Annotated in this window: 16 protein-coding genes; 12 read left to right on the forward strand and 4 right to left on the reverse strand. The window is 70.8% G+C overall.

Annotation, left to right across the window (positions count from 1 at the left end; translation table 11 throughout):
* Positions 1–159: 159 nt before the first annotated feature.
* The 6 genes from ASD35_RS06730 (at position 160) to ASD35_RS06755 (ending at position 9,903) form a co-directional block, all read left to right on the forward strand.
* Complete coding sequence (locus tag ASD35_RS06730) at positions 160–1,824, forward strand: glycoside hydrolase family 43 protein (RefSeq protein WP_200956009.1); 1,665 nt, start codon at positions 160–162, stop codon at positions 1,822–1,824.
* A 42-nt stretch (positions 1,825–1,866) separates the two neighbouring features.
* Positions 1,867–3,381, forward strand: a complete 1,515-nt coding sequence (locus ASD35_RS06735; protein ID WP_056874100.1) for an MFS transporter — start codon at positions 1,867–1,869, stop codon at positions 3,379–3,381.
* Between the two features lie 43 nt (positions 3,382–3,424).
* Positions 3,425–4,741: a xylose isomerase gene (gene xylA / locus ASD35_RS06740; protein WP_056874101.1), complete on the forward strand. Its 1,317-nt coding sequence runs from the start codon at positions 3,425–3,427 to the stop codon at positions 4,739–4,741.
* A gap of 165 nt (positions 4,742–4,906) precedes the next feature.
* Positions 4,907–6,370 carry a xylulokinase gene (gene xylB, locus ASD35_RS06745; RefSeq protein WP_056874102.1) on the forward strand — a complete coding sequence of 488 codons (1,464 nt, stop codon included), beginning with the start codon at positions 4,907–4,909 and terminating at the stop codon, positions 6,368–6,370.
* Between the two features lie 75 nt (positions 6,371–6,445).
* Positions 6,446–8,572, forward strand: a complete 2,127-nt coding sequence (locus ASD35_RS06750; protein WP_056874103.1) for a S8 family serine peptidase — start codon at positions 6,446–6,448, stop codon at positions 8,570–8,572.
* Between the two features lie 14 nt (positions 8,573–8,586).
* Positions 8,587–9,903 (forward strand): MBL fold metallo-hydrolase, encoded by a 1,317-nt coding sequence (locus tag ASD35_RS06755; RefSeq protein WP_157275412.1) that lies wholly within the window; start codon positions 8,587–8,589, stop codon positions 9,901–9,903.
* A gap of 16 nt (positions 9,904–9,919) precedes the next feature.
* Here the strand turns inward: ASD35_RS06755 and ASD35_RS06760 are convergent, their stop codons facing one another.
* From ASD35_RS06760 to ASD35_RS06770, 3 genes are all read right to left on the reverse strand, one after another.
* Complete coding sequence (locus ASD35_RS06760) at positions 9,920–10,243, reverse strand: hypothetical protein (protein WP_056874105.1); 324 nt, start codon at positions 10,241–10,243, stop codon at positions 9,920–9,922.
* 77 nt (positions 10,244–10,320) lie between these two features.
* Positions 10,321–11,820: a TonB C-terminal domain-containing protein gene (locus ASD35_RS06765; RefSeq protein ID WP_235538287.1), complete on the reverse strand. Its 1,500-nt coding sequence runs from the start codon at positions 11,818–11,820 to the stop codon at positions 10,321–10,323.
* Between the two features lie 113 nt (positions 11,821–11,933).
* Positions 11,934–14,528, reverse strand: coding sequence for a zinc-dependent metalloprotease (locus tag ASD35_RS06770; RefSeq protein ID WP_056874107.1), 2,595 nt, complete (start codon positions 14,526–14,528; stop codon positions 11,934–11,936).
* 230 nt (positions 14,529–14,758) lie between these two features.
* Between ASD35_RS06770 and ASD35_RS06775 the strand changes: the two genes are divergently transcribed.
* The 6 genes from ASD35_RS06775 (at position 14,759) to ASD35_RS06800 (ending at position 20,316) form a co-directional block, all read left to right on the forward strand.
* Positions 14,759–15,076: a helix-turn-helix transcriptional regulator gene (locus tag ASD35_RS06775; RefSeq protein ID WP_056874108.1), complete on the forward strand. Its 318-nt coding sequence runs from the start codon at positions 14,759–14,761 to the stop codon at positions 15,074–15,076.
* Positions 15,077–15,084: 8 nt separating this feature from the next.
* Positions 15,085–15,591, forward strand: a complete 507-nt coding sequence (locus ASD35_RS06780) for an arsenate reductase ArsC (RefSeq protein ID WP_056874109.1) — start codon at positions 15,085–15,087, stop codon at positions 15,589–15,591.
* 10 nt (positions 15,592–15,601) lie between these two features.
* Entirely contained in the window at positions 15,602–16,678 is a 1,077-nt protein-coding gene (gene arsB, locus ASD35_RS06785; protein ID WP_056874110.1) for an ACR3 family arsenite efflux transporter, read from the forward strand.
* Between the two features lie 142 nt (positions 16,679–16,820).
* Positions 16,821–17,321: a MarR family winged helix-turn-helix transcriptional regulator gene (locus ASD35_RS06790; RefSeq protein ID WP_056874111.1), complete on the forward strand. Its 501-nt coding sequence runs from the start codon at positions 16,821–16,823 to the stop codon at positions 17,319–17,321.
* Positions 17,312–19,141, forward strand: a complete 1,830-nt coding sequence (gene arsN2 / locus ASD35_RS06795; RefSeq protein WP_082579960.1) for an arsenic resistance N-acetyltransferase ArsN2 — start codon at positions 17,312–17,314, stop codon at positions 19,139–19,141. Before ASD35_RS06790 ends, arsN2 begins: the two co-directional genes overlap by 10 nt.
* 2 nt (positions 19,142–19,143) lie before the next feature.
* Positions 19,144–20,316: an MFS transporter gene (locus ASD35_RS06800; RefSeq protein ID WP_157275414.1), complete on the forward strand. Its 1,173-nt coding sequence runs from the start codon at positions 19,144–19,146 to the stop codon at positions 20,314–20,316.
* Here ASD35_RS06800 and ASD35_RS06805 read toward each other — a convergent pair.
* Positions 20,303–24,064: a glycosyl hydrolase family 8 gene (locus ASD35_RS06805; protein ID WP_082579961.1), complete on the reverse strand. Its 3,762-nt coding sequence runs from the start codon at positions 24,062–24,064 to the stop codon at positions 20,303–20,305. The two genes, ASD35_RS06800 and ASD35_RS06805, sit on opposite strands and share 14 nt — an antisense overlap.
* Between the last annotated feature and the right edge of the window lie 24 nt (positions 24,065–24,088).

Genomic DNA, 24,088 nt, shown 5'->3' on the forward strand with positions numbered 1-24,088 from the left:
TGCGCGGCGCCTGCGCTGCGCTGTCCCAGCGCCAGGGGTTTACCCGAGCGCGTTGCGCTAGCGCTACCAACGGCGGCGTCTAGGCGCCCACGCCGCCCCGGCGGTGAACCCTTCTTCCGAACAGCACCTGCGCACGGTGCCCGAACGCCAGTCCTGACGATGATCACCAATCCCATCCTGCCCGGCTTCCATGCCGACCCGTCCATCTGCCGCGTCCCTGGCGAAGGTGGCGACGACTACTACATCGCCACCTCGACCTTCGAGTGGTGGCCGGGCGTGCGCATCCACCATTCGCGCGACCTGGTGAACTGGCGGCACCACAGCTATGCCGTCACTCGGACCAGCCAGCTCGACCTGACCGGCCACCCCGACTCCGCCGGCGTCTGGGCGCCCTGCCTGAGCTATGCGCACGGCCAGTTCTGGCTGATCTACACCGACGTGCGCAGCACCATCGGCGCCCACAAGGACACGCACAACTACCTCGTCACCGCGCCCAGCATCGACGGCCCCTGGAGCGAGCCGATCTACCTGAACAGCTCGGGCTTCGACCCCAGCCTGTTCCATGACGACGATGGCCGCAGCTGGCTGCTCAACCAGCAGTGGACGCATGTGCCGGGCAAGAACCACTTCAACGGCATCCTGCTGCAGGCGTACGACCGCGAAGCCAAGCGCCTGGTCGGCCCGGTCAAGAACATCTACGCCGGTACCGAGCTCGGCGTCGTCGAAGGCCCGCACCTGTACCGCCGCAACGGCTGGTACTACCTGCTGACCGCCGAGGGCGGCACGTTCTATGAACATGCCGTGACGCTGGCGCGCTCGCGCAGCATCGACGGGCCCTACGAGACGCTGCCCGGCAACCCGCTGCTGACCGCCTGGCAGAAGCCCACCGACGGCCTGCAGCGCGCGGGCCACGCCAGCCTGGTCGAGACGGCGCAGGGCGAATGGTTCCTGGCCCACCTCTGCGGCCGGCCGCTGGAATGGACCGGCCCCAATGCCGAGAGCAACTCGCCGGAGTCCGGCTACGCCGGCCTGCACTGCCCGCTGGGCCGCGAGACGGCGCTGCAGCGCCTCATCTGGCGCGATGACGACTGGCCCGAAGTGGTCGGCGCCAATGGTCAAGCGAGCCAGCAACCCGGCATGAAGGTCGCCCTGCCCGACCTGCCGCCCCACCCCTTCCCCGCCGAGCCGGTGCGCGACGATTTCGATTCGGCCACCTTCAACGGCCACCTGAACTCGCTGCGCAAGCCGTTCGACGACAGCTGGGCCTCCCTGACCGCGCGCCCCGGCCACCTGCGCCTGACCGGCCGCGAGTCGCTGATGAGCCTGTTCGACCAGAGCCTGGTCGCGCGCCGCCAGCAGCACTTCAATTGCCGCGTCGAGACGCGTGTGGACTTCGAGCCCGAGAACTTCCACCAGATGGCCGGCCTCGTCGCCTACTACAACACCCGCAACCACGCCTACCTGCATGTCACGCGGGACATCGACAGCGGCGAACGCGTCGTGCGCCTGCACGTGAACCGCGACGCCGCACTCAGCTCGGTCAGCGCCCCGGTGCCGGTCGCGCCCGGGCCGGTGGACCTGGCCGTCGAGTTCAGCCACGACAGCTACCAGTTCCACTTGAAGCAGGACGGCCAGGACTGGCAGCCCGTCGGCCCGGCGCTGGACACCGCCATGCTGAGCGACGAGTTCGCGACCCGCTTCATCAACGGCTTCGCCAACCACTTCGGCTTCACCGGCAACTTCATCGGCATCGCCTGCCAGGATATGGCCGGCACGCGCAAGCATGCCGACTTCGACTTTCTGAGCTATGAAGCGAAGGCCTGACCCGGCTCACCGGGCAGGCAACAAAACGACAAGAGGAGACGTATGAGCCAGAGACTCTCGTTCATGGAGAAGGCGGGCTACAGCTGCGGCGACGCGGCGGCCAATTTCGTCTTCATGACCATGGTGCTGTTCCAGCTGAACTTCTACACGGACGTGTTCGGCCTGTCCGCCAGCACGGCCGCCGCCATCCTGCTGTGGCCGCGGCTGTGGGACGCCGTCTTCGACCCCATCATGGGCGTGCTGGCCGACCGCACCAACACGCGCTGGGGCAAGTTCCGCCCCTGGGTGCTGTGGACGACGGTGCCGTGGTGCGTCGTCATGATCGCGGCCTACACGGCGCCCGACCCGAGCTGGGGCTGGAGCACCGGCATGGTCATCGCCTACGCCGGCATCACCAACACGCTGCTGATGACGCTGTACTCGATGAACAACATGCCGTACTCGGCGCTGGGCGGCGTCATGACGGCCGACCTCAACGAGCGCACCAAGCTCAACTCCTACCGCTTCGTGTCGGTCAACGTCGCGCAGTTCATCGTGGGCGGCTTCACGCTGCCGCTGGTGGCCAAGTTCGCGCAGGGGCATGACCGTGCCCACGGCTGGCAGGTCACGATGACCATCTGGGCCGCCGTCTGCCTGCTGCTGTTCCTCGTCACCTTCTTCACGACGAAGGAGCGCATCAAGCCCGTCGTCGAGACCCATGCCTCGCCCAAGCAGGACTTCGCCGACCTGTTGAAGAACGGCCCGTGGATCGCGCTGGTCTGCTACACCGTCTTCAACTTCGGCATGCTGGCGCTGCGCGGCGGCGCGCACTACAACTATTACCACCACTACACCGACAAGGCCGCGATGTTCGACTTCGTCGCCGCCCTCGGGCTGACGACGCCCGACCCAGCCGGCACCGGCAGCCTGGCCGATGCCCTCGGCTACATCGTCCACGGCACGCGCGACAACCTGGCCAGCTCCAACGTGGCCGACGTGTTCAACAGCATCCTCAACATGGCCGGCTTCGCGACGACCATCGTCGTCATCATGCTGTCCGCGGGCCTGTCGGCACGCTTCGGCAAGCGCACCGTGGCGACGGTCGCCTTCGGTTTGTCGACGCTGCAGGCCTGCGCGATGTACCTGCTGTCGCCAACCGACGTCTGGGGCATGCTGGGCCTGCACATGCTGGGCGCCGTCTTCTACGCGCCGACCATCGCCGTCATGTGGGCCATGTACGCCGATGCCGCCGACTACTCCGAGTGGCAGACCGGCCGGCGCTTCACCGGCATGGTGTTCGCCACCATCGGCTTCTCGCTGAAGGCGGGCCTGGCGCTCGGCTCGGCGGCTTTCCTGTGGCTGCTCGCCGGCTTCTTCGGCTACGACACGCAGGCCCCCTCGGCACCCAACGCAGTGGAGGGCTACCGCGTCATGTCGAGTTTCGTCGTCGGCGCGCTGTTTGCCGGCTGCTTCTTGAGCCTGCTGGCCAACAAGCTGGACAAGCGCACCACGCTGAAGATGTCCGAAGAGCTCGCTGAACGCCGCCTCAAGGCTGGCGTGGCGCCCAACGCCGTCTAACCTCTTCATCACCACCACTTCTCCCGCCAGTCAAGGACCCGCCATGAGCACCGCCTATTCCGACCTCCCCGTCGTCCAGTACGAAGGCCCGCAATCCACCAACCCGCTGGCCTACCGCTGGTACGACGCCAACCGCGTCGTGCTCGGCAAGACGCTGGCCGAGCACCTGCGCCCGGCCGTCTGCTACTGGCACAACTTCTGCTGGAAGGGCGAGGACGTCTTCGGCCTGGGCGCCACCGCCCACCAGCGCAACTGGTTCAGCGAGGCGGACGCCGTCAAGGCGGCGCAGCTCAAGCTTGACGCCGCCTTCGACTTCTTCGGCAAGCTGGGCCTGCCCTGGTGGTGCTTCCATGACCGCGACGTGGCCCCCGAGGGCGCGACGCTGGCCGAGTCCAACCGCAACCTCGACGCCCTGCTCGAAGCCGCGGCCAAGAAGATGCAGGACCAGAAGATCGGCCTGCTCTGGGGCACGGCCAACCTGTTCTCCAACCCGCGCTTCATGAGCGGCGCGGCCACCAACCCCGACCCCGAGGTGTTCGCCTACGCCGCCGCGCAGGTGAAGCATGTGCTGGAGTGGACCCACCGCCTGGGCGGCCAGAACTATGTGCTGTGGGGCGGCCGCGAGGGCTACGAGACGCTGCTCAACACCGACCTCAAGCGCGAGCTGGCGCAGTACGGCCGCTTCCTGTCGGCCGTCGTCGAGCACAAGCACAAGATCGGCTTCAAGGGCACCATCCTCATCGAGCCCAAGCCGCAGGAGCCCACCAAGCACCAGTACGACTACGACAGCGCCACGGTCTACGGCTTCCTGAAGACCTACGGCCTGGAGAACGAGGTCAAGGTCAACCTGGAGGTCAACCACGCGACGCTGGCTGGCCACAGCTTCGAGCACGAGGTGGCCACCGCCTGCGCTTTAGGCATCTTCGGCTCCATCGACGCCAACCGCGGCGACGAGCAGCTGGGCTGGGACACCGACCAGTTCCCCAACAACCACGCGGCGCTGGTGCCGGCCATGCTGGAGATCATCCGCGCCGGTGGCTTCACGACCGGCGGCACCAACTTCGACGCCAAGGTGCGCCGCCAGTCCATCGACCCCACCGACCAGCTCGAGGGCCACATCGGCGGCATGGACACCATGGCCCGCGCCTTCCTCAGCGCCGCCGCGCTGTACGAGAGCGGCCAGCTGGAGAAGGCCGTGGGCGACCGTTACGCCGGCTGGGACGGCGACCTCGGCAAGAAGATCCACGGCGGCGCCAGCCTGGACGACCTGGCCAGCATCGTGCACGCCCAAGGCATCTCGCCGGTCGCGCGCTCGGGCCGCCAGGAGCGCCTCGAGAACATCGTCAACGCGTTCGTGTGAGCCCCTCGCCCAGTCGCGCCGCGCTGAACGCGGGCGCGGCTGGTCGGTCCCCCGAGGGAACGGCGATGCTCGCCGGGCTTGCCCCGCTCGCACATCGCCCAGGGCGGGCCGGCTTGGGAGCGGCCCGGCGCTCGGCCCGCAAACGCAATACAAGTTCAACACACCATGTTCCTCGGCATCGACCTCGGCACCTCCGAGCTGAAGCTGCTGCTGCTCGACGAGCAGCACCACATCGTCGCCACCACCGGCGTGGCGCTCACCGTGCAGCGCCCACAGCCGTTGTGGAGCGAGCAGAACCCGGCCGACTGGTGGGCCGCGCTCGACGCCGGCATGGCCCAGCTCAAGCAGGACCACGGCGCGGCGCTCGCCGCCGTGCGCGGCATCGGCCTGTCGGGCCAGATGCACGGCGCCGTGGCGCTGGACGCGGCCGAGCGCGTGCTGCGCCCGGCCATCCTGTGGAACGACGGCCGCAGCGGCCCGCAGTGCGCCGAGATGATGGCCGCCTGCCCCGAGCTGCCGGCCATCACCGGCAACCTGGCGATGCCGGGCTTCACGGCGCCCAAGCTGGCCTGGATGCGCCAGCACGAGCCCGAACTGTTCGCCAGGGTGGCCAAGGTGCTGCTGCCCAAGGACTGGCTGCGCCTGGGCCTGAGTGGCTCGTGCGTCAGCGAGATGAGCGACGCCGCCGGCACGCTCTGGCTCGATGTCGCGCGCCGCCGCTGGTCCCCCGAGGCGCTGGCGCTGACCGGCCTGAACGAAGGCCACATGCCGCGCCTGGTCGAAGGCAGTGAACCCAGCGCCGGCCTCAAGCACGAGCTGGCCCAACGCTGGGGCCTGAAGGCCGGCATCCCGATCGCGGGCGGTGGCGGCGACAACGCGGCCAGCGCCGTCGGCATGGGCGTCGTCAAACCGGGCCAGGGTTTCCTGTCGCTCGGCACCTCGGGCGTCATCTTCCTGTGCAACGAGGCCTTCAGCCCCAACCCGGCGCGGGCCGTGCACGCCTTCTGCCATGCGCTGCCAAACACCTGGCACCAGATGAGCGTCATGCTCAGCGCCGCGAGCGCGCTGCGCTGGGTCACGCAACTGCTGGGCGAGCCGAACGAAGCGACGCTGATCGACAAAGCGGCCGCGCTGAGCGACACGCAGCGCCGGCAGGCGCCTATCTTCCTGCCCTACCTCAGCGGCGAACGCACGCCGCACAACAACGCCCATGCGCAGGGCGTGTTCTTCGGCCTGACGCATGAGCATGGCGCCGCCGCCATGGGCTACGCCGTGCTCGAAGGCGTCGGCTTCGGCCTGCTGGACGGCTGGCAGGCGCTGCAAGCCGGCGGCGGCAAGGCCGACGCGCTGTGGCTGGTCGGCGGCGGCGCGCGCAGCGCGTGGTGGGCGCGGCTGCTCGCCTCGCTGCTGGATGTGCGCCTCCTCAACGGCGTGGGCGCCGAGGCCGGGGGCGCCCTGGGCGCGGCGCGGCTCGCCTGGCTGGCCTGCGGCGGCACGGTGGACGACGTCTGCCGCACGCCCGACATCGCCCGCGTCGCTGAACCCGACACCGCTCTCGCCGCCGAGCTGCAGCCCCGCCACGCCCGCTTCCAACGCCTCTACACGGCGCTACGCAGCGAGTTCGCCTGAAGCCTCCCCAACGTTGAGGACCCGCCGCGGTGCACCGGCGGCGAACAATCCGAGCCTGCTCACCGGGAGGCTCACATGGCGACACAGGACGACCGGCGGCTGCACCCCAAGCTGCGCGCGATCGGCAACCGCACCGACCGCGTCAACGCGACCGCGTCGGTGTTCTCCAGCCGCATGACCAGCCAGATGAAGCTGGACGCCGGCAGCCTGAGCACCGCCGCCGAAGCGCAGCTGGCTGCCTGCGAAGGCTTTGCCGGCGGCACGCTGGACGGCGGCCAGGTGCCCGTCACCCGGCGGCCCGAGCGGCGCCCCAAGATGGCCGAAGCCGGCGCTGCGGCGCAGGCCTATGTGAACGTCTTCATCGAGACCGTCAACGCCGACCCCGGCGAGGCCAGCCCGGCCGAGCAGGTCCAGGCCGGGTTGGAAGACCTCCTGCAACAGGCCGACTTGCCCGATGGCATCTCGCGCCGGGTCGTGCCACGGCGCAACTTCATCTCGGCCACCGTGCCGGTCGCGATGTTGGCCGAAGTCGCAGCGATGCCGGGCGTCAGCTTCGTGCATGCGGCCGAGTCGCTGTCGCTGTCACTGCCCATGGCCACCGGCGCCAGCGCCCGGCTCAAGCCCACGCCGCGTGCGGTCACGGTCGGCGGCAAGCGCCAGACTGGCGCGGGCGTGCTGATCGGCATCGTCGACGTCGGCGGCTTCGACTTCGCGCACCCGGACTTCCTGGACCGCCACGGCGACACCCGCTTCGTCGCCATCTGGGACCAGGGCGGCGACTTCCGCGCGCCGCCGGCGGCCTATGGCTACGGCTCGGAGCTGACCGCCGCCCGGCTCGCCAACGCCGTCAAGGCGCAGCGCGGCGGCGGCGGCCTGCCGGCCGTCGAGCTGGAGCGCCAGTCGCAGCGCTCGGTCGGTTCGCACGGCACCCATGTCGCCAGCATCGCGGCGGGCGCCAGCGGCGTGTGCCCCGGCGCCCGCATCGCCGGCGTGCTGGTGTCGGTACCCGAACCGCAGGGGCCGCGCGAGCAGCGCCGCATGAACTTCAGCGATTCCTCCCGCATCGTCGACGCCATCGAGTACCTCTACAGCCTGGGCCGCGAATTGGGCCTGCCGGTGTCCATCAACATCAGCCTGGGCACCAACGGCGGCGCGCACGACGGCTCCAACGGCCCGTGCCGCTGGATCGACGCGTCGCTGAATACCCCCGGCCGCGCCATCTGCGTGGCGGCGGGCAACGCCGGCCAGGAGGGCGGCGTGACGCCGGACGACCTGGGCTGGGTGATGGGCCGCATCCACACCATGGGCCGGGTGCAGTCGCGCGGGCTGGACGTCGAGCTGGAATGGGCGGTCGTCGGCGACGGCATCGCCGACTTCTCCGAGAACGAGATGGAGATCTGGTACGGCCCGCAGGACCGGCTCTCGGTCGCGGTGCAGCCGCCCGGTTCATCGGACTGGTTCAAGGTCGGGCCACGCGAGTACATCGAGAACCGCCGCCTGGACAACGGCACGGTGCTGTCCATCTACAACGAGCTCTACCACCCGACCAACGGCGACAACTACATCGCCATCTACCTGTCGCCCAACCTCAACCCCGGCACCATGGCGCCGGTGGCGCCCGGCGTGTGGAAGGTGCGGCTGCATGGCGAGGAGATCCGCTCGGGCGAGTTCCACGCCTGGATAGAGCGCGACGACCCGATGGAGATCGGCCGCATGGATCAGCTGCGCGCCTTCCGCTTCCCATCCTTCTTCACGGCCGCCAGCAACGTCGACTCGCACTCCATCGGCTCGCTGGCCTGCGCCCACCGCGTGGTCGGCGTCGCCAACATCGACGCGTCGGCCGGCAAGGTCAACCGCAGCAGCAGCCAGGGCCCCACGCGCGACGGCCGCGGCAAGCCCGACATCGCCGCGCCCGGCACCGGCATCGTCGCGGCCAACGGCTTCGGCGGCGGCGACACCTGGGTCGCCATGACCGGCACGAGCATGGCCAGCCCCTACGTCTGCGGCGTCGTCGCATTGATGCTGGCCGCCAAGCCCAGCCTGAACGCAGCCCAGTGCGAGGGCATCCTGAAACGCACCGCCCGGCCGCTGCCCTCGCACGGCTACGAGTGGCGCAACGACGCCGGCTTCGGGGTCATCGACCCGGTCGCCGCCATCGAGGAGGCGCGGGTGTTCGACGAGCGCGCCGAACGGCGCGGGTGAGCGAAAGGCAAGCGATGCAGATCCACATCTTCCAGTCCCAGGAGGGCGACTGCCTGATGGTCGAGGACGACGCCGGCCAGGCGCGGCTGCTGTCCGACGGCGGCACGCCCGGCGCCATGCGCGACGGCATCGCGGCGGCACTGGCGGCATGGCAGGAAGCCGGCAAGGACATCGACCTGCTCTGCGTGTCGCACATCGACAGCGACCACATCGGCGGCGTGGCGCTGCTGCTGGACCTGGCGGTGCAGTGGAAGGTGTTCGACTTCCACCAGCGCAACGGCGACCCCTCGGCCGAGCCCACGCTGCCGCGGCCGCCGGCCATCAAGACGATCTGGCACAACGCCTTCCGCGACCTCATCACCAGCAACGCCGGGCGCATCGAATCGCTGCTGGCGGCCAGCGCGCCGCTGCTGCAGGCCAGCCGCGACCCCGGCCTGGCCGACATCGGCCACGCGCAGGCGCAGATCGCCACGTCCATCAAGGAGGCGCTGACCGTCTCCCGCCTCATCAAGCCCGAGTTGCTGGGCATAGGCCTGAACACGCTGGCGGCCTCGCCGCAGCATGCCGGCAAGCTGCTGATGGCCCGGCCTGGCCAGGCGGCCGAGACGCTGGGCGACCTGAAGGTGACCGTGCTGTGCCCCACCGCGGCGGAGCTGCGCAAGCTGCGCGAGGGCTGGAACAACTGGCTGCGCAGCGAGACCAACCGGCAGACGGCCCGGAAGATCCGCGACCTCTACGCCGGCCAGCTGGAGAACGGCACGACCAGCCTGGCCATCGATGCCTTCCAGCTGTTCGACTGGCAGGGCGTGCCGGACTACAAGCAGGTCACGGTGCCCAACGTGGCATCCACCGTGCTGCTCGTCGAGGAGGCCGGGCAGCGACTGCTGCTCACCGGCGACAGCCACCCGGACATGATCATCGACGGCCTGGAGCGCGCCGGCCTGGTCCCCGACGGGCACATCCACCTGGAGGCGCTGAAGTTCCAGCACCACGGCTCGGACCACAACCTCTCCGACGAGTTCCCGCGCATGGTGTCGGCCGACCACTACCTCTTCTGCGGCGACGGCTCGCACAGCAACCCGGAACTCTCGGTGCTGGAGGCCATGTTCGCCGCCCGCCTCGGCCCTGCGCCCAAGCGGGCGCGCTCACCGCGCGCCGCCGGCCGGCCGTTCAAGTTCTGGTTCAGCACCTCGCCCGAGGTGCAGGCGGCCGGGCAGAACCGCGACCACATGCTGAAAGTGGTGCGCTGGGCGCAGGCCAAGCTGCAGCAGCACCCGGGTCACTTCGACTTCCACTTCGGCGTGGAGCCGTTCACGACGCTGGTGCTGTGAGCGGTTGAACCGGCGCTCAGTGGTGCGTGCGCGCCTTTGCCGCGGCGTTGCGCTTGCGTGTCTCGGCGCCCTTCCTGGCCGAGGCCGAGCGCTCCGCCGCCGTGCGGCTGGCCGCGGCCTTGCCGCCCAGGCGGCCGCCCTTGCGCGAGGGCTCGTGGTTCTCCGGCTGCCCACGGCCCGAGCCCGACTTCTTGCCGCCGCCGGTCTCCTTGTTGACCGTCGCCCAGGCACGGGCCTCGGCCTCATCCTCGGGCACGCCGCGTTCTTCATAGCCGGCCTCGATGTGCGCGGCCTGGCGCTTTTGCTTGTCGGTGTACGACGACTTGTCACCTCGGGGCATGGCGCTCTCCTGGAATGGGAAAACCCATACCTTGCGACCTTCGGGCGGGCCCGTTTGTAGGACTTCGCCGTGCTTACTCAGTCCAGCCGAACGGCCGTGTCGAAACGCCAGGTGCGGCGAATCTCGACGACATCGAAGTCGCGCAGCAGCGCCGGCGAAAAGGCCGGGTAGTTCTCCTGGCTGTGCACGATGCGGCGCACCGCGTCGTCGATGGCCGGCACGCCGCTGGAGCGCACGAAGGTGACCAACTCCACCGAGCCGTCGCTGCGCACCGCCACCGTGACGATGGGGTGGGCGTGCGGCTGCTTGGCCGCTTCTCGCACCATCTCGAAGGTCAGGTTGAGCTGGATCTTGCGCGCCCAGGTCTCGCCGTAGGCCGCCAGCTCTGCATTCGCATCCGTGCGGCCGAACAACCGGCCGCGCCGCGCGGGCGCCCAGTCGGGGCGTTGGCGTTCGGCTTCACGTTGGGCGTCGCGTTGGGCCGCCTCCGCGTCGAGCTGGCGGCCGATGGCACGCTTGCGGGCTTCGCGCTGCTCCTCCTCGGCCTTCGCTTGCGCCTGAGCCGCGGCCAGCCGGGCCGCGTCGATGCGGCCAGCCTCGAGCCGCGCTGACGCCGAGCGCGCCGCCTCCTGCCGCGCTGCCTCCTCGCGCGCCGCATCAAGCCGCGCCGCCTCGGCACGCGCGGCTTCCTGGCGGGCGGCGGCCTCCACACGCGCCGCCTCGGCGCTTGCGGCCCGCTGGCGCGCGGCCTCCTGCCGGATCGCATCCTGGCGCACGGCCTCCTGGCGGGCTGCCTCCATCTGCTGGGCGCGCTGCTGCGCCTGCTGCCGGGCGATGTCGAGCTGGGCCAGCTCGGTGATGCGCTCCCGATCGGTGGTCACGCGCAGCGCGTCGGTGGCACCGCGCAGCCGCTGCGTGGAAGGGCTGGATGCGGCACCGAAGGCCGCCACGACGGCGGCCGGCTTGGCGGCGTCGAGCTGCGCCAGTTCAGCGCTGCGTTCCCTGTCGGCCGCCAGCCGCAGTGCCTCGGTCGGCCGGCGCAGCGGCTCCACGGCGGGGCTGGACGCGCTGGACAAAGCGCCGACGACGGCGGCCGGCTTGACGTCCAGTTGCGCCAGTTCGGCGGCGCGCTGCTGCGCCTCGCGGTCGCTGGTCGGGCGCAGGCTGTCGGCGGCGCGACGCAGCGTTTCGACCGCCGGTGCCGACGCAGCGCCGAGGGATGCAACGACAGCGCTCGGCACCGCCGACGCCGCCGGCACGGCCCAGTCCGCCGGGCGCTCCACGGCCAGCAGCGCCGGGCCGCTCACGGGCGGGGGCAACTCGGTCGGCGCACTGCGCCTGGCCTCGGCGACGGCATGCGTTTCGGGTGGCGCGGGTGCAGCCTCGGGCGCCGGCAGCTGGGCGGCAGCGGGCGCCGCAGGCTCCAGCACGACGCGCAGATCGGGCTGCGCCAGCCCCGCCAGCACGGCGCTGCCGCCGCCGAAGGTCAGGCTCAGCAGCAGCGCATGAGCCAGCAGCGACGCCGCCAGCGCCGGCGGCAATCGTCGGCGGCCCCGCCTCGGCGCGGCGTCGGTCATGCGCACGCCGCCGCCTTCCTCTGTCCTGCGTCAATGTCCCTGCATGTCATCAGGGCGATTGTCAGTGCCCGGCCCGGGCGGGCGAAGCGCGGCCGCCCCCTCAATGCCGGGTCTCAGTGGTCGTGCCCGGGCCAGCAGGACTGGTGAGCCGCGTCGTCATCGGCCTGGTGGCCGAGTACGCGCAGCAGCGCCGCCGCCGGGTTGGCCGGCGGCGCGAAGCGCGGGTCCAGGGCCTTGGCGATGGTGTCGGCCAGGCCCTGCAGATGGGCCCGTCGCGTGCGGTCGCCACGCGCGGCGCCGGCACTGATCACGCCCTTGAGCTCGACCAGTTCCGCCCTCACGCCGGCCTGGCCGTCGTCCAGGCCCAGCGGGTTGCCGGTGCCGAGGCGGGCGGTCAGGGTGTCGACATGGTGGCGCTGCAGGCTGCGCCGCGCTGCCGGGATGGCCGCGCCGCTGGCCAGCTCGGTGAACACGGCGCGGCGCAGGTCGGCCAGCAGGTCCTCCAGCCGGTAGGCCCGGGCGCCCAGGTCGGCCTCCTGTGCGATCAGGCGCTGCGTGCGCGAGGGTGCCAGCAGCTGACGCAGCAGGGTGCGCTGGTTCATGCCGAGCCACAGCGAAGCCTCGGAGGCACTCAGGCGCTGGAGGATGGCCGCGTCCTGCATCCATTGCGGCGTGGCCAGCGCCTGTTCGGCCAGGAACTTCATCGCCCGCACCTGGCGGTCACGCGACACCGGCTCGGCGATGGCGCCCGGCTGGTCGTTGTGCTTGTTCTGCACGTCATAACCGCCGATGAGCGCCACGACATGCGACATCTCGCGGGACCACTGCTGCCACGTCCCGCGGTACAGCCGCTCCAGCAGTTGGTCGTCCTTGCCGTCCTGCGGCACGACAGCGGGCAGCATCTTCACGACGCGCTGCAGGTTCAGCAGGCCCAGGCCGGTGCCCACCACCGCGTCGGCATCGCCCACCGCCTCGACGTTCTCGCCAAAGTCGCCGCCCTCGGCCTTGGGCGCGCTGAAGCGCAGCCAAGGTGTGGCCTGCTGCTCACGCGCCCACAGGTTGAGCTGCTGGCGCTCATCCTCGGGCGTCCTGGCGCTGGGGATGGGCGTATAGCCCCAGCGGGCGGCGAAGACGTCGTACGGCCCGATCTTGGGAACAAGAAGCGCCGGGTCGACCTGGTCCTGCGGCTGCACGACGTAGTTGAAGCGGCTGTAGTCCATCAGCGACGGCGTGTGCCCCATGGTCTTGAGCCACTCCGGGTCGCGCAGCTTCGCCACGGGGTACAGGGAGCTGGCCTTCATGTTGTGCGGGAAGCCCAGCGAGTGCCCCACCTCGTGCGTGACGACGAAGGCCACAAGGTCGCCCATCAGGTCGTCGGGCAGCGGCAGCTTGCGGGCGCGCGGGTCCAGCGGCCCGGCCTGCGTGACGTACCAGTCCTGCTGCAGCTGCATGATGTTGTGGAACATCACGATGTTGGCGTTCAGGATCTCGCCGCTGCGCGGGTCGGACAGGTGGGGCCCATAGGCATTGGGGATGGGCGACGGCACCCAGCGGATGACGCTGTAGCGCACGTCCTCGGGGTCGAACTCGGGGTCCTCCTCGGGCGTCGGATAGGGCCGGGCCTGCACGGCGTTCTTGAAGCCGGCGGCCTCGAAGGCGGGGTTCCATGCCTCGATGGCCTTCTTCACATGGGGCACCAGCGCGGTGGGGGTGGCCTTGTCGATGTACCAGACGATGGGCTTGACCGGCTCGCTGATGGCCGCGCCTGGGTCCTTCTTCTCCAGCCGCCAGCGCGTGATGAGGCGCTCGCGGCGGGCTTCCTGCAGGCCGTCGCCGAAGTCCATGCGGCTGACGCTGAAGAAGCCCACACGGTCGTCAAACAGGCGCGGCATCATGGGCTGCGCAGGCAGCTGCACGATGTTGTAGGCGAGGTTGAGCGACACGCTGCGCGAGGGCTGCATCGGCGGCACGATGGTCACGCCCGGCACTGCGGGCATGGGCGCAGGCTGCGGTGCGATGGTGTAGGTCTGCACGGCATCCACCCGCACGCTGCCTGGGAAGGCCTTCGTCTTGTCGACATAGCTGCGGCTGCTGTCCATCGAGCCGCGCACCATGGCTCGGGCGCTGAAGTCGCCCACCTCCGAAGCGAACAGCCGCGTGACCTCGATGACCGGCGCACCGCCTTTGCCGTAAGCCTCCACGGGGAAGACAGCCAGGATGGCATCGCGCTGGGACTGCCGGACGGCATCGGCCAGCACGTTGTCGGGCGCGGTCACGGCGCTGTGGGACACCAGTTGCAGCAGCACGCGGTTCTGGTTAAGCACGAAGCGCAGCACGTCCTGGTTGATCGTGCGCCCCAGGTGGTCCTGGCCGGCCGGCACGGCCGTGGCATTGGCCACCATCAGCAGCGGCTGCTCCAGCAGCGTCTTGGGAATCTCGAAGTACAGCTTGTTCTTCAGGCGGTGGACCGCGAACAGGCCCCGCTGCGTCTTGGCCTCGGCGGTGATGACCTTGTCGAAGGGCTTGGGCTCGCCGGGGTCCGGCAGAGCTGCGGCGGGCCGGGTTGCGCCCGTGGCGGCGGACGCCGCCGAGGCCGGCGGGGAAGGCGGGGAAGGCGGCGCGGGTGGATCCTGCGCGAATGACTGGCCGGCGGCCAGGGCGAGGGTCAGCAGCGCGAGCCGGGCACGGCCGGAGGTCTTGTTTTTCATTCGCATCCCTGGGTTGTACGCACCGCAGGGTACGCGGCTGCGATGTTAGGCACGCCTGTTACCGGCAACGCTCACCGGCGTGAGATTTTCGCGGGCTCGGCAACTTCACCAGGCCTTGAAGCGCCCCGTGATGTGCTGCGTCGGACGGCTGGCGCGGTTGCGCCGGGCCATCACCCATTCGCAGGGTGGGAATGCTTGCATCATTTCCATATTTCCATGAAACTCGAATCATGGAAGAAGCCGTAGTCATCAAGAGCCTTGCCGCGCTGGCCCAGCCGCTGCGGCTGCAGGTCTTCCGCGCGCTGGTCGTCGTCGGCGACGCCGGCCTGACCCCCGGCGCCATCCAGGAGGCCCTGGGCGTGGCCCCGGCGACGCTGTCTTTCCACCTGAAGGAACTCGTCAACGCCGGCCTGGTGACCCAGGAGCGCGCCAGCCGCAACCTGATCTACCGCGCCCACTACGCGCACATGAACGCCGTGCTCGGCTACCTGACCGAGAACTGCTGCCAGGGTGCCGCCTGCACCACCACGCCGCCCTGCGGCTGCTGATCCAAGCCATGACCACCCACGTCCTCATCCTCTGCACCCACAACTCCGCCCGCAGCGTCCTCGGCGAGGGCATGCTCAACCACTGGGCCCGCAAGCTCGGCAAGGACGTCGAGGCGCACAGCGCCGGCAGTGCGCCGAGCGGCCGCATCAACCCGTTCGCGCTCGAGGCGCTGCGCAACGCCGGCGTCGACACCGCGGGCTGTCACAGCAAGAGCTGGGACGCATTCAGCCAGGCGGGTGCGCCGCCGCTGTCAATCGTCATCACCGTCTGCGACAGCGCGGCGGCGGAGCAGTGCCCGGTGTTCTTTGGCGGCACGGCCGGCCAGCCGGTGAAGGTGCACTGGGGCTACCCCGACCCGTCCAACGCCGAGGGCGGCGACGCGGGCAAGCGCCGCGCTTTCGAGCTGACCCGCCAGGCCCTCGGCTACCGCATGTTGCAGCTGCTGCAGCTGCCGTTCGAATCGCTGGATCGCCCGGCGCTGCAGGGGGCGTTGAGCGACATCGGCAACAGCTGAGGCGCCCGCCATGAGCACCACGGCCCTGCCCGCATCGGCGCCCGCACCCGCGCCGATGAGCGTCTTCGAGCGCTACCTGACCGTCTGGGTCCTTCTCTGCATCGTCGTCGGCATCGCCCTCGGCCAGCTCCTCCCCGGGCCGTTCCAGGCCGTCGGCCGCATGGAGTTCGCCAAGGTCAACATCCCGGTCGGCCTGTTGATCTGGGTGATGATCATTCCGATGCTGCTGAAGGTCGACTTCAGCGCGCTGCACCAGGTCAAGCAGCATTGGCGCGGCATCGGCGTCACGCTGTTCATCAACTGGGCCGTCAAGCCCTTCACGATGGCCTTCCTTGGCTGGCTGTTCGTCCGGCAGGTGTTCGCGCCCTACCTGCCGGCCGGCCAGCTCGACAGCTATGTCGCCGGCCTGATCCTGCTGGCCGCGGCGCCCTGCACGGCGATGGTCTTCGTGTGGAGCCGGCTCACCCACGGCCACCCCCTGTTCACTCTCAGCCAGGTGGCGCTGAACGACACCATCATGGTGTTCGCCTTCGCGCCCATCGTGGCGCTGCTGCTCGGCCTGTCATCGATCACCGTGCCGTGGGACACGCTGCTGACCTCGGTCGTGCTCTACATCGTGGCCCCGGTGGCGATCGCCCAGGTCTGGCGCAAGGCCTTGCTGGCCAGGGGGCAGGCCGCCTTCGACGCGGCGCTGGAGAAGATCGGGCCGCTGTCGATCGCCGCGCTGCTCGCCACGCTCGTGCTGCTGTTCGCGTTCCAGGGCGAGGCGATCCTCAAACAGCCGCTCGTCATTGCGATGCTGGCCGTGCCCATCCTCATCCAGGTGGCCTTCAACTCGGCGCTGGCCTACTGGCTCAATCGCAAGCTGGGCGAGTCCCACAGCGTCGCCTGCCCCTCCGCGCTGATCGGCGCCAGCAACTTCTTCGAACTGGCCGTCGCCGCCGCCATCAGCCTGTTCGGGTTCGAGTCCGGCGCCGCCTTGGCCACCGTCGTCGGCGTGCTGATCGAAGTGCCCGTGATGCTGCTGGTGGTTCGCGTCGTGAACCGCAGCAAGGCCTGGTACGAGAGCGGCGTCCATGCCCGCTGAGCCCTTGAACCCGCGCGCGGCCTGACCCGGCAATCGCCGGCGCACGGGGCCCAGGCCCCGTTTCTTTGATTCATGTAGTTGCGATTGACAACCAACCGCACGGAACGGAACATGCAGCCAGATAGTTGCTATCCACCACCAGATGACCGCGTCCGCCCCCGGCAGCCTGTTGCGCGAAGTCGCGCGCCTGTACACCCGCGCCCAGCGCGTCGTGGCCGATTGCTGCCGCACCACCAGCACCCAATGCCACCTGCTGACCGAGCTGGGGCGCTCCGGGCCGCTGCCGCTTTCGGAGCTGGGCACGCGGGTCAGCCTGGAGAAGAGCTGGGTGTCGCGCGCGGTCGAGGCCATGGCAGCCCGTGGATTGGTGACCAAGGAGCCGAACCCGCAAGACGCAAGGAGCTGGCTCGTCACGCTCACCGCCGACGGCGAACGCACCGTCCGTGAGCTGAACCAGACCCTCGACGAGCATGCCCGGCAGTTGCTGGCGTCACTGAGCGAGCGCGAGCGCGCCGCCGTCGAGACCTCGTTGCTGACGCTCCTGAACGCCTTGCGCGAAGACGCGGCGGCCAACTGCTGCCTGCCGCCGCCGTCGCCTGCAGCGCCTCGGGAGCCCACCCAGGATTCCAAACCATGTTGCTGAACCCCACTTCCCTCTCCCTGCGCCAGGCCGGCGCCGCCGACTGGCCGGCCGTGGAAGCCCTGCTGCTGGCCAACAAGCTGCCGACCGAGGGCGCGCAGGCCCACCTGAGCACCTACCTGCTGGCCACCCACAATGGCGAGGTCATCGGCTGTGCCGGCGCCGAGGTCTATGGCAGCGTGGCGCTGCTGCGCTCGGTCGCCGTGGCGCCGGGCTTGCAGAAGCAGGGCATCGGCCGCCTGCTCGTCGAGCGCCTGCTGCAGGAGGCCGCGGCGCGCGACATCGCGACCCTCTACCTGCTCACCGTCACCGCCCCCGAGTACTTCGCGCAGTACGGCTTCAAGCGCATCAAGAGCGAGGCCGCGCCGGCAGCGCTGAAGGCCTCGGCGGAGTTCCAGGGCGCCTGCCCCGCGTGTGCGGCGCTGATGGCACTGACACTGCGCGAGGCGCCGGCCGGCGACGCCACGCTGCCGGTCGCGGTGCTGGGCGCCGGGCCGGTGGGGCTGGCCGCGGTGGCGCAGCTGATCGAGCGCGGCCTGCCCTTCGTCGCGCTGGAGGCCGGCGCCGAGGTGGGCGCCAGCCTGCTGGACTATGGGCACGTCGCGCTGTTCTCACCCTGGCAGTACGACGTCGACCCGGCGATGGCGCGGCTGCTCGCGCCCGCCGGCTGGGCGCCGCCGCCCGCGGCCGAGTTGCCCACGGCCGGCGAGGTGGTCCGGCGCGTGCTCCAGCCCTTTGCCGCACTGCCCACCGTGGCCGCCTCGCTCAAGCTCGGTGCCCGCGTGCAAGCCGTCAGCCGCGAGGGCTTCGACAAGGTCAAGAGCGCCGGCCGCGACCGGGCCGCCTTCGTGGTGCGCTACACGCAGGGCGGCGCAATGCGCGAGCTGCGCGCCCGCGCCGTCATCGACGCGACCGGCACCTGGAACCAGCCCAACCCGCTCGGCGCCGATGGCCTGCCCGCGCGCGGCGAAGCCGAGGCGCGCGACCGCATCTTCTACGGCATCCCAGACATCGCCGGCGCGCTGCGCAGCCGCTACGAGGGCAGGCGCACGCTGGTCGTCGGCGCCGGCCACTCGGCGGCCAACGCACTGCTGGCGCTGGCCGAACTGGCCAAGGCGTCTCCGGGCACGCGCCTGGCCTGGGCGGTGCGCTCGCCCGCGCTGCAGCGCGTCTTCGGCGGCGGCACGGCGGACGCCCTGCCCGCCCGCGGCGCATTGGGCGCCGCGCTGCGCCGGCTGCGCGACGGCGGCGCGCTGGAGTTCTTCAGCGGCCTGCGCATCACGGCCATCGAGCGCGTCGGCCCCCGGTTGCGCGTGAGCGGCCTGGACAACGACCAGCGGCCGGTGGTCGTCGACGGCATCGACGAGATCATCTGCGCCACCGGCCAGCGGCCCGACCTGACGCTCACCAGCGAGTTGCGCCTGAAGCTCGACCCCTGGCTGGAATCCACCGAGGCGCTGGGCCCGCTGATCGACCCCAACCTGCACAGTTGCGGCACCGTGCGCCCGCACGGCCACCGCGAGCTGGCCCATCCCGAGCCGGACTTCTACACCGTGGGCGTGAAGAGTTATGGCCGCGCGCCGACCTTCCTGATGGCCACCGGCTTCGAGCAGGCGCGCTCGGTCGTCGCCGCGATCGCCGGCGACCTGGCGGCGGCGGACCGCGTGGAGCTGGACCTGCCCGAAACCGGCGTGTGCTCGACCGAGTCGGGCCCCGCGAGCGAGGCCACGGGCTGCTGCGGGCCAGCGACGGAAGACAAGGTGGCCCTGCCCAAGCCAGGCTGCGCACCCAAGCCCGCGGCCGCCGCGCGCTGCTGCGGCTGAGCATGGCGAGCGCGCGGCTGCGGGTGGTCACGACGCTGGGCATCGCCCAGACGCTGGCCTGGGCGTCGTCCTACTACCTGCCGGCGCTGCTCGCGCGGCCGATGGCGCGCGACCTCGGCGTGTCGGAGCCCACCGTCTTCGCGGCGTTCTCCGCGGCGCTGGTGGTCTCGGCCGTCATCGGGCCGCAGGCTGGCCGGCGCATCGACCGCTGGGGCGGCCGGCCGGTGCTGATGGCGACGAGCGCGCTGTTCGCGCTCGGGCTGGCGGCGATGGCGCTCGCCACCGGGCCGGTCAGCCTGTTCGCGGCCTGGCTGCTGATGGGCGTCGCGATGGGCAGCGGGCTGTACGAGGCGGCGTTCGCGTCGCTGGTGCGGCTGTACGGCCACGACGCGCGCGGCGCCATCACCGGCATCACGCTGATCGCCGGCTTCGCCAGCACCGTCGGCTGGCCGCTCACGGCGGCGCTGGAACACGCGCTCGGCTGGCGCGGCGCCTGCTGGGCCTGGGCCGGCCTGCACCTGGCCATCGGCCTGCCGTTGAATGCCTGGCTGCCCAGGATCCCGGCGCCTGTCGAACGCAGCGATCCCTCGGTTGCGCCTGCAGCCGAGCCGGCGGCGCCGCCGCTGATGACCTCGGTGATGCTGGCCTGGGTGTTCGCCGTGACCTGGTTCATCAGCACGGCCATGGCCGCCCACCTGCCGCGGCTGCTGGACGCGGCCGGGTCGGCGCCGGCGGCGGTCATCGCCCTGAGCGCACTGGTCGGGCCGGCGCAGGTGGCGGGGCGGCTGCTGGAGTTCGGCCTGCTGCGGCGGCTGCACCCGCTGCATTCGGCGCGCGTGGCGGCGCTGATGCACCCGCTGGGCGCCGCACTGCTGGCGCTATTGGGCGCGCCGGCGGCCGCGGCGTTCGCGCTGCTGCATGGCGCGGGCAACGGCATCCTGACCATCGCCAAGGGCACGCTGCCGCTGGCGCTGTTCGGGCCCAGCGGCTACGGCCACCGGCAAGGCCTGCTGATGCTGCCCGCGCGGCTGGCACAGGCGTTGGCGCCGTGGCTGTTCGGCGTGCTGCTGGCCGGCTTCGGCACCGGCGTGCTGTGGTTCTCGGCCGGCCTGGCGCTCAGCGCCCTGCTGGCGCTGCTGGCCATCCGCATGGCGGCGCGGCCTACCAGGCCTTGAAGCGCCCGGTCACGTGCAGCATGGCCATGAACTGCAGCAGGCCGTCGTAGTAGCGCCATTGCCCGCTGGGCGGCTCCAGCGCCCACAGGTCGTCGACGAAGCGCGTGGCCAGCGGCTTGCCCACCAGCAGCGCCGCGACCGCGTTGCTGGCCATCAGCCCCTTGGAGGGCTCGTCGTTGAGCGGCGTGCCGTCCAGGCGGAACAGGTGCTGATAGGGCTTGGGCCCGAGTGACGCGAAGAAGCCCAGCAGCCGGCCGCTCAGCTCGGCCGCGGCCGGGTGGCGGCCCCACCAGGCCTGGTCGACGCTCCAGTTCACCGCCGTGCGGAAGGCGTCATAGCGGAAGTCCTCATGGCCCTCGTGCACGCGCGGGCGGCCATCGAACTCGGCGTAGTCCGGCGTGAGGCCGGTCTTGGGGTGCGCGGCTTTGTGGAAGTAGGCGCGGCTGACCTCCGCGATCTCGCGCCAGCGCTGGCTGTCCTCGGGGCGGCCGCGCTGCGCCCAGAGCTCGTAGAAGGCCGGCAGGTGGTAGGACGGGTCGCTGAAGCCGGCCGCGTTGCCGATGGGCACGAACACGACCTGCTTGTGCTGCGCCGAGAACATCGAGCGCACGCCGTCGACGACGCCGCCGTTCATGCGCTCCTTGTGCAGCATCACGTCCAGCAGCGCCTGGGCCTGCGCGGTGTAGTCGTAGATGCCGGGGCCGTTGCCCCAGCGGCTGGCGGCCATCAGCAGCGCGGTGGCGATGTACTCCTCGCCGTCGGAGGCGGGCACGGCATCCTTGTTGCAGCCGCTGGGCTGGCACTGCCAGCGGAAGTAGCCGGCGCGCGGCCCCGAGCGGTAGCGCATGTGGGTCCAGGCCCAGTTCCACAGCGCATCGAACTCCGTGCGGCGGCCCATCTGCACCGCGACCATCATGGCGTAGGACATGCCTTCGCTGCGCACATCGGCGTTGCCGACGTCCAGCACGTACGACGCCGGGCCGTCGGGCGTCGGCGCCGCAGCGTAGACGATGCGCTGGTCGGCACCGCCCTCGAACAGCGCATGCCAGTAGCCGGCCAGCTTGGCCTCGATGGCGGCCTCGCCGATGTCCGGCCGGATCTCGCGCAGCAGGTTGCGGTACTGCCCGGTGACGGCCGCACCGCTCGCCACCGGGCCGGCCTGGGGCGCCAGCATCAGCTTCTGCAGCAGCGCGTTGTCGTCCAGCCGCCAGACCTTGATGACGTGCCGGCCGGGCTTCACGCCAGTGAAGCGGGCCTGCAGCACGAACTCGTTGTCGCGGACCGCGCGCGCCCAGTCCTTTTCCTCGCGGCGCGACTCGGGGCCCGCCGTGGGCACGAGGTGCAGGTTGAGCTCCTGCGGCGGCCGGTCGTCGAGGGCGACGGCCAGGCGGATGCCACCGGCGTTGCGCGTGTCCAGCGTGGGCAGCATGTGCAGCGCCAGGTTCATGTCGCCGTCGTGCGTGGTGTCGACGTCGTACTCCAGCCGCACATCGTCGGCCAGCGTGGTCGGCGCGCGGCCCTGCGGCAGCGCGGTGACGGCGCCCAGGCCGTGGCCCAGATTCGGAATGGCCGTCCAGTTCAGGCCCTTGCCGTTGACGGCGCGGCTGAAGCGCGGCGCCTCGATGGTGATCCCCTTTGCAGCCGCGACCGGCGTGGCGGCTTCGAGCTGCTTCTGCACCGCGGCGGCATCGGCCTGGCCGGCGACGCGCTGCACGGCGGGCATGATGTTCTTCGCCGGCTGCTGCCAACTGGTGTAGCCGATGTGGACCTGCAGCATCATGCCGGCCCACTTGCCGCCGTGGATGGCGTGGTACTGGTCGCTGAGGGCCTGGTCGCGCTGGATGGCGGCCTCGGCGCGGTCGGCAAACACATTGGCGCGCGCATCGCCGGCCGCGGCCAGCTTGCGGTTCCAGGCCACCGCGTCATAGAGGCGATAGAGGTTGGCCAGCGCCAGCACCGGGTGCTCGACGAGCTGGAAATAGGCGTCGAGCTGGTCCGGCCGCAACCCCTGCTTGATCTTCGCGACGCGGGCCTCCAGCGCGGCCCACTCGGCCACGCGGCGGCCGAAGTCGCCACCGTCCAGCGCCTCGGGCGACGCCGCGCCGAGCGCGAAGCTGCCGGCATCGATCAGCTCGGGCTTGCGCCGCGCCGCGTACTGGCTGAAGCGGGTGACGGCCTCGCCGATGTCGGCCGCGTGCGCGGGCCCGAACGTGCGTGCCGCCCAGTCCTGCGGGTAGGCCGCCAGCGCGGCGGGCGTCATGCGGGCCGGGGCCCAGGCCATGTCGAGGAAGAAGCTGATCGGGAACTCCATCGGCTTGATGTCGCCGACATTGACGATCCACAGCGCGTCCGCGCCGCGCTCGTGCGCGAGGTTCATCTGCTGCCAGGTCTTCTCGATCTGGTTGGTGTTGAGCCACTTGTAGTTGCGCGGCCCGCCGACGTAGTCGAAGTGGTAGTAGACGCCGTAGCCGCCGGGGCGCTTGGCACCCGCGTCCGGCAAGCGGCGGATCTGGCCCCAGTTGTCGTCGGCGAACAGCAGCAGCACGTCGTCGGGCACCTTCATGCCTTTGTCGTAGTAGTCCTGCACCTCCTTGTAGAGGGCCCACATCTGCGGCGTGCGCTCGGCGGGCTGGCGGGTCACGTCGGCAATGATCCGGCGCTGGTCCTTGACGATGCCTTCGAGCAGCGCCGTCGCCGTGCCCTCGCTCATCGGCTCGTCGCCGTCGCCGCGCATGCCCAGCGTGACGAGGCTGTCGAAGGGCTTGCCATCGGGCCGGCCCATCATGCGCTGGATGCCGCCGCGCCAGAACTCGCGCAGCTTCTCGCCGTTCTTCGTGTAGTCCCAGGCACCGCCTTTGACGCGGCCCCACTCGTCATGGGCGCGCATCATGGGCTCGTGGTGCGAGGTGCCCATGACGACGCCCATCTCGTCGGCCAGGACCATGTTCTTCGGGTCGTCGGCGTTGAAGGCGCGCGGCTGCCACATCGCCGGCCAAAGGTAGTTGCCACGCAGCCGCAGGATCAGCTCGAACACGTGCGCGTAGAACGCCGAGTTGGTGCCGCCGAAGCGCGCCTGCGCCCAGGTGCTCAGCGCCGGCGCCTCGTCGTTGATGAAGATGCCGCGGTACTTGACGCCCGGCTGGTCGGCCCGCGCGCCGGCGGTGACGAAGACGTCGGCCTGCTTGGCCGTCGGCACATCGGCCCACCAGTGCCAGGGGCTGACGCCGATGCGCGCCGACAGGTCGTAGGTGCCGAACACCGCGCCGCGGCGGTCCGTGCCGACGATGACGAGAGCGCGGTCCACACCGGGGAAGGGTTGGTCGACGACGGCCTGCCTGTAGCCTTCCCACTGTCCTTTCAGATCGGCGGCCTTGAGCTTGCCCTGTTTCACCAGCGCGTCGATCGCAGCGCTGCGGCCCAGCTCACCGATGACGACCAACTCGCGCGGCGCGCCGGCGAGCTGGCCCCGCAGCGCCGCCGGCCGGCCGGACACGCGCTCCAGGTCGGCCACGAAACTGCGCCCTGCATGCTGCAGCGCCGGGTCCGCGCCGGCCTCGACGAGGACCGCGGCCGGCTGGCCGGCGCGAACCAGAGCGAAACTGCCGCCCATGTCGCGCGTGCAAACCGATGCCGGCGTGTCGCAAGCCAGCGCTGCACCCGTGAGCAGCTGGAACGCCAGCGCCCCCAACAGCTTGAACCGGGAGATGGGTCGGCTGAACGGCCTGGCGGCCTCGGGAACGATGTGCATGGTTCGAAATGGTTGCGCGATCAT

Origin of the sequence: Pelomonas sp. Root1444 (assembly GCF_001426885.1) — a bacterium.
In the GTDB taxonomy this organism is placed as follows: Bacteria; Pseudomonadota; Gammaproteobacteria; order Burkholderiales; family Burkholderiaceae_C; genus Pelomonas.

Excerpts from the sequence above, each read along its gene's own strand:
- ASD35_RS06770 (WP_056874107.1), bottom strand. The coding sequence starts at position 14,528 with ATGAAAAACAAGACCTCCGGCCGTGCCCGGCTCGCGCTGCTGACCCTC.
- ASD35_RS06755 (WP_157275412.1), top strand. The coding sequence starts at position 8,587 with ATGCAGATCCACATCTTCCAGTCCCAGGAGGGCGACTGCCTGATGGTC.
- ASD35_RS06805 (WP_082579961.1), bottom strand. The coding sequence starts at position 24,064 with ATGCACATCGTTCCCGAGGCCGCCAGGCCGTTCAGCCGACCCATCTCC.
- ASD35_RS06800 (WP_157275414.1), top strand. The coding sequence starts at position 19,144 with ATGGCGAGCGCGCGGCTGCGGGTGGTCACGACGCTGGGCATCGCCCAG.
- ASD35_RS06765 (WP_235538287.1), bottom strand. The coding sequence starts at position 11,820 with ATGACCGACGCCGCGCCGAGGCGGGGCCGCCGACGATTGCCGCCGGCG.
- arsB (WP_056874110.1), top strand. The coding sequence starts at position 15,602 with ATGAGCACCACGGCCCTGCCCGCATCGGCGCCCGCACCCGCGCCGATG.
- ASD35_RS06790 (WP_056874111.1), top strand. The coding sequence starts at position 16,821 with ATGACCGCGTCCGCCCCCGGCAGCCTGTTGCGCGAAGTCGCGCGCCTG.
- ASD35_RS06775 (WP_056874108.1), top strand. The coding sequence starts at position 14,759 with ATGGAAGAAGCCGTAGTCATCAAGAGCCTTGCCGCGCTGGCCCAGCCG.
- xylB (WP_056874102.1), top strand. The coding sequence starts at position 4,907 with ATGTTCCTCGGCATCGACCTCGGCACCTCCGAGCTGAAGCTGCTGCTG.
- ASD35_RS06780 (WP_056874109.1), top strand. The coding sequence starts at position 15,085 with ATGACCACCCACGTCCTCATCCTCTGCACCCACAACTCCGCCCGCAGC.
- ASD35_RS06735 (WP_056874100.1), top strand. The coding sequence starts at position 1,867 with ATGAGCCAGAGACTCTCGTTCATGGAGAAGGCGGGCTACAGCTGCGGC.
- xylA (WP_056874101.1), top strand. The coding sequence starts at position 3,425 with ATGAGCACCGCCTATTCCGACCTCCCCGTCGTCCAGTACGAAGGCCCG.
- arsN2 (WP_082579960.1), top strand. The coding sequence starts at position 17,312 with ATGTTGCTGAACCCCACTTCCCTCTCCCTGCGCCAGGCCGGCGCCGCC.
- ASD35_RS06750 (WP_056874103.1), top strand. The coding sequence starts at position 6,446 with ATGGCGACACAGGACGACCGGCGGCTGCACCCCAAGCTGCGCGCGATC.
- ASD35_RS06760 (WP_056874105.1), bottom strand. The coding sequence starts at position 10,243 with ATGCCCCGAGGTGACAAGTCGTCGTACACCGACAAGCAAAAGCGCCAG.
- ASD35_RS06730 (WP_200956009.1), top strand. The coding sequence starts at position 160 with ATGATCACCAATCCCATCCTGCCCGGCTTCCATGCCGACCCGTCCATC.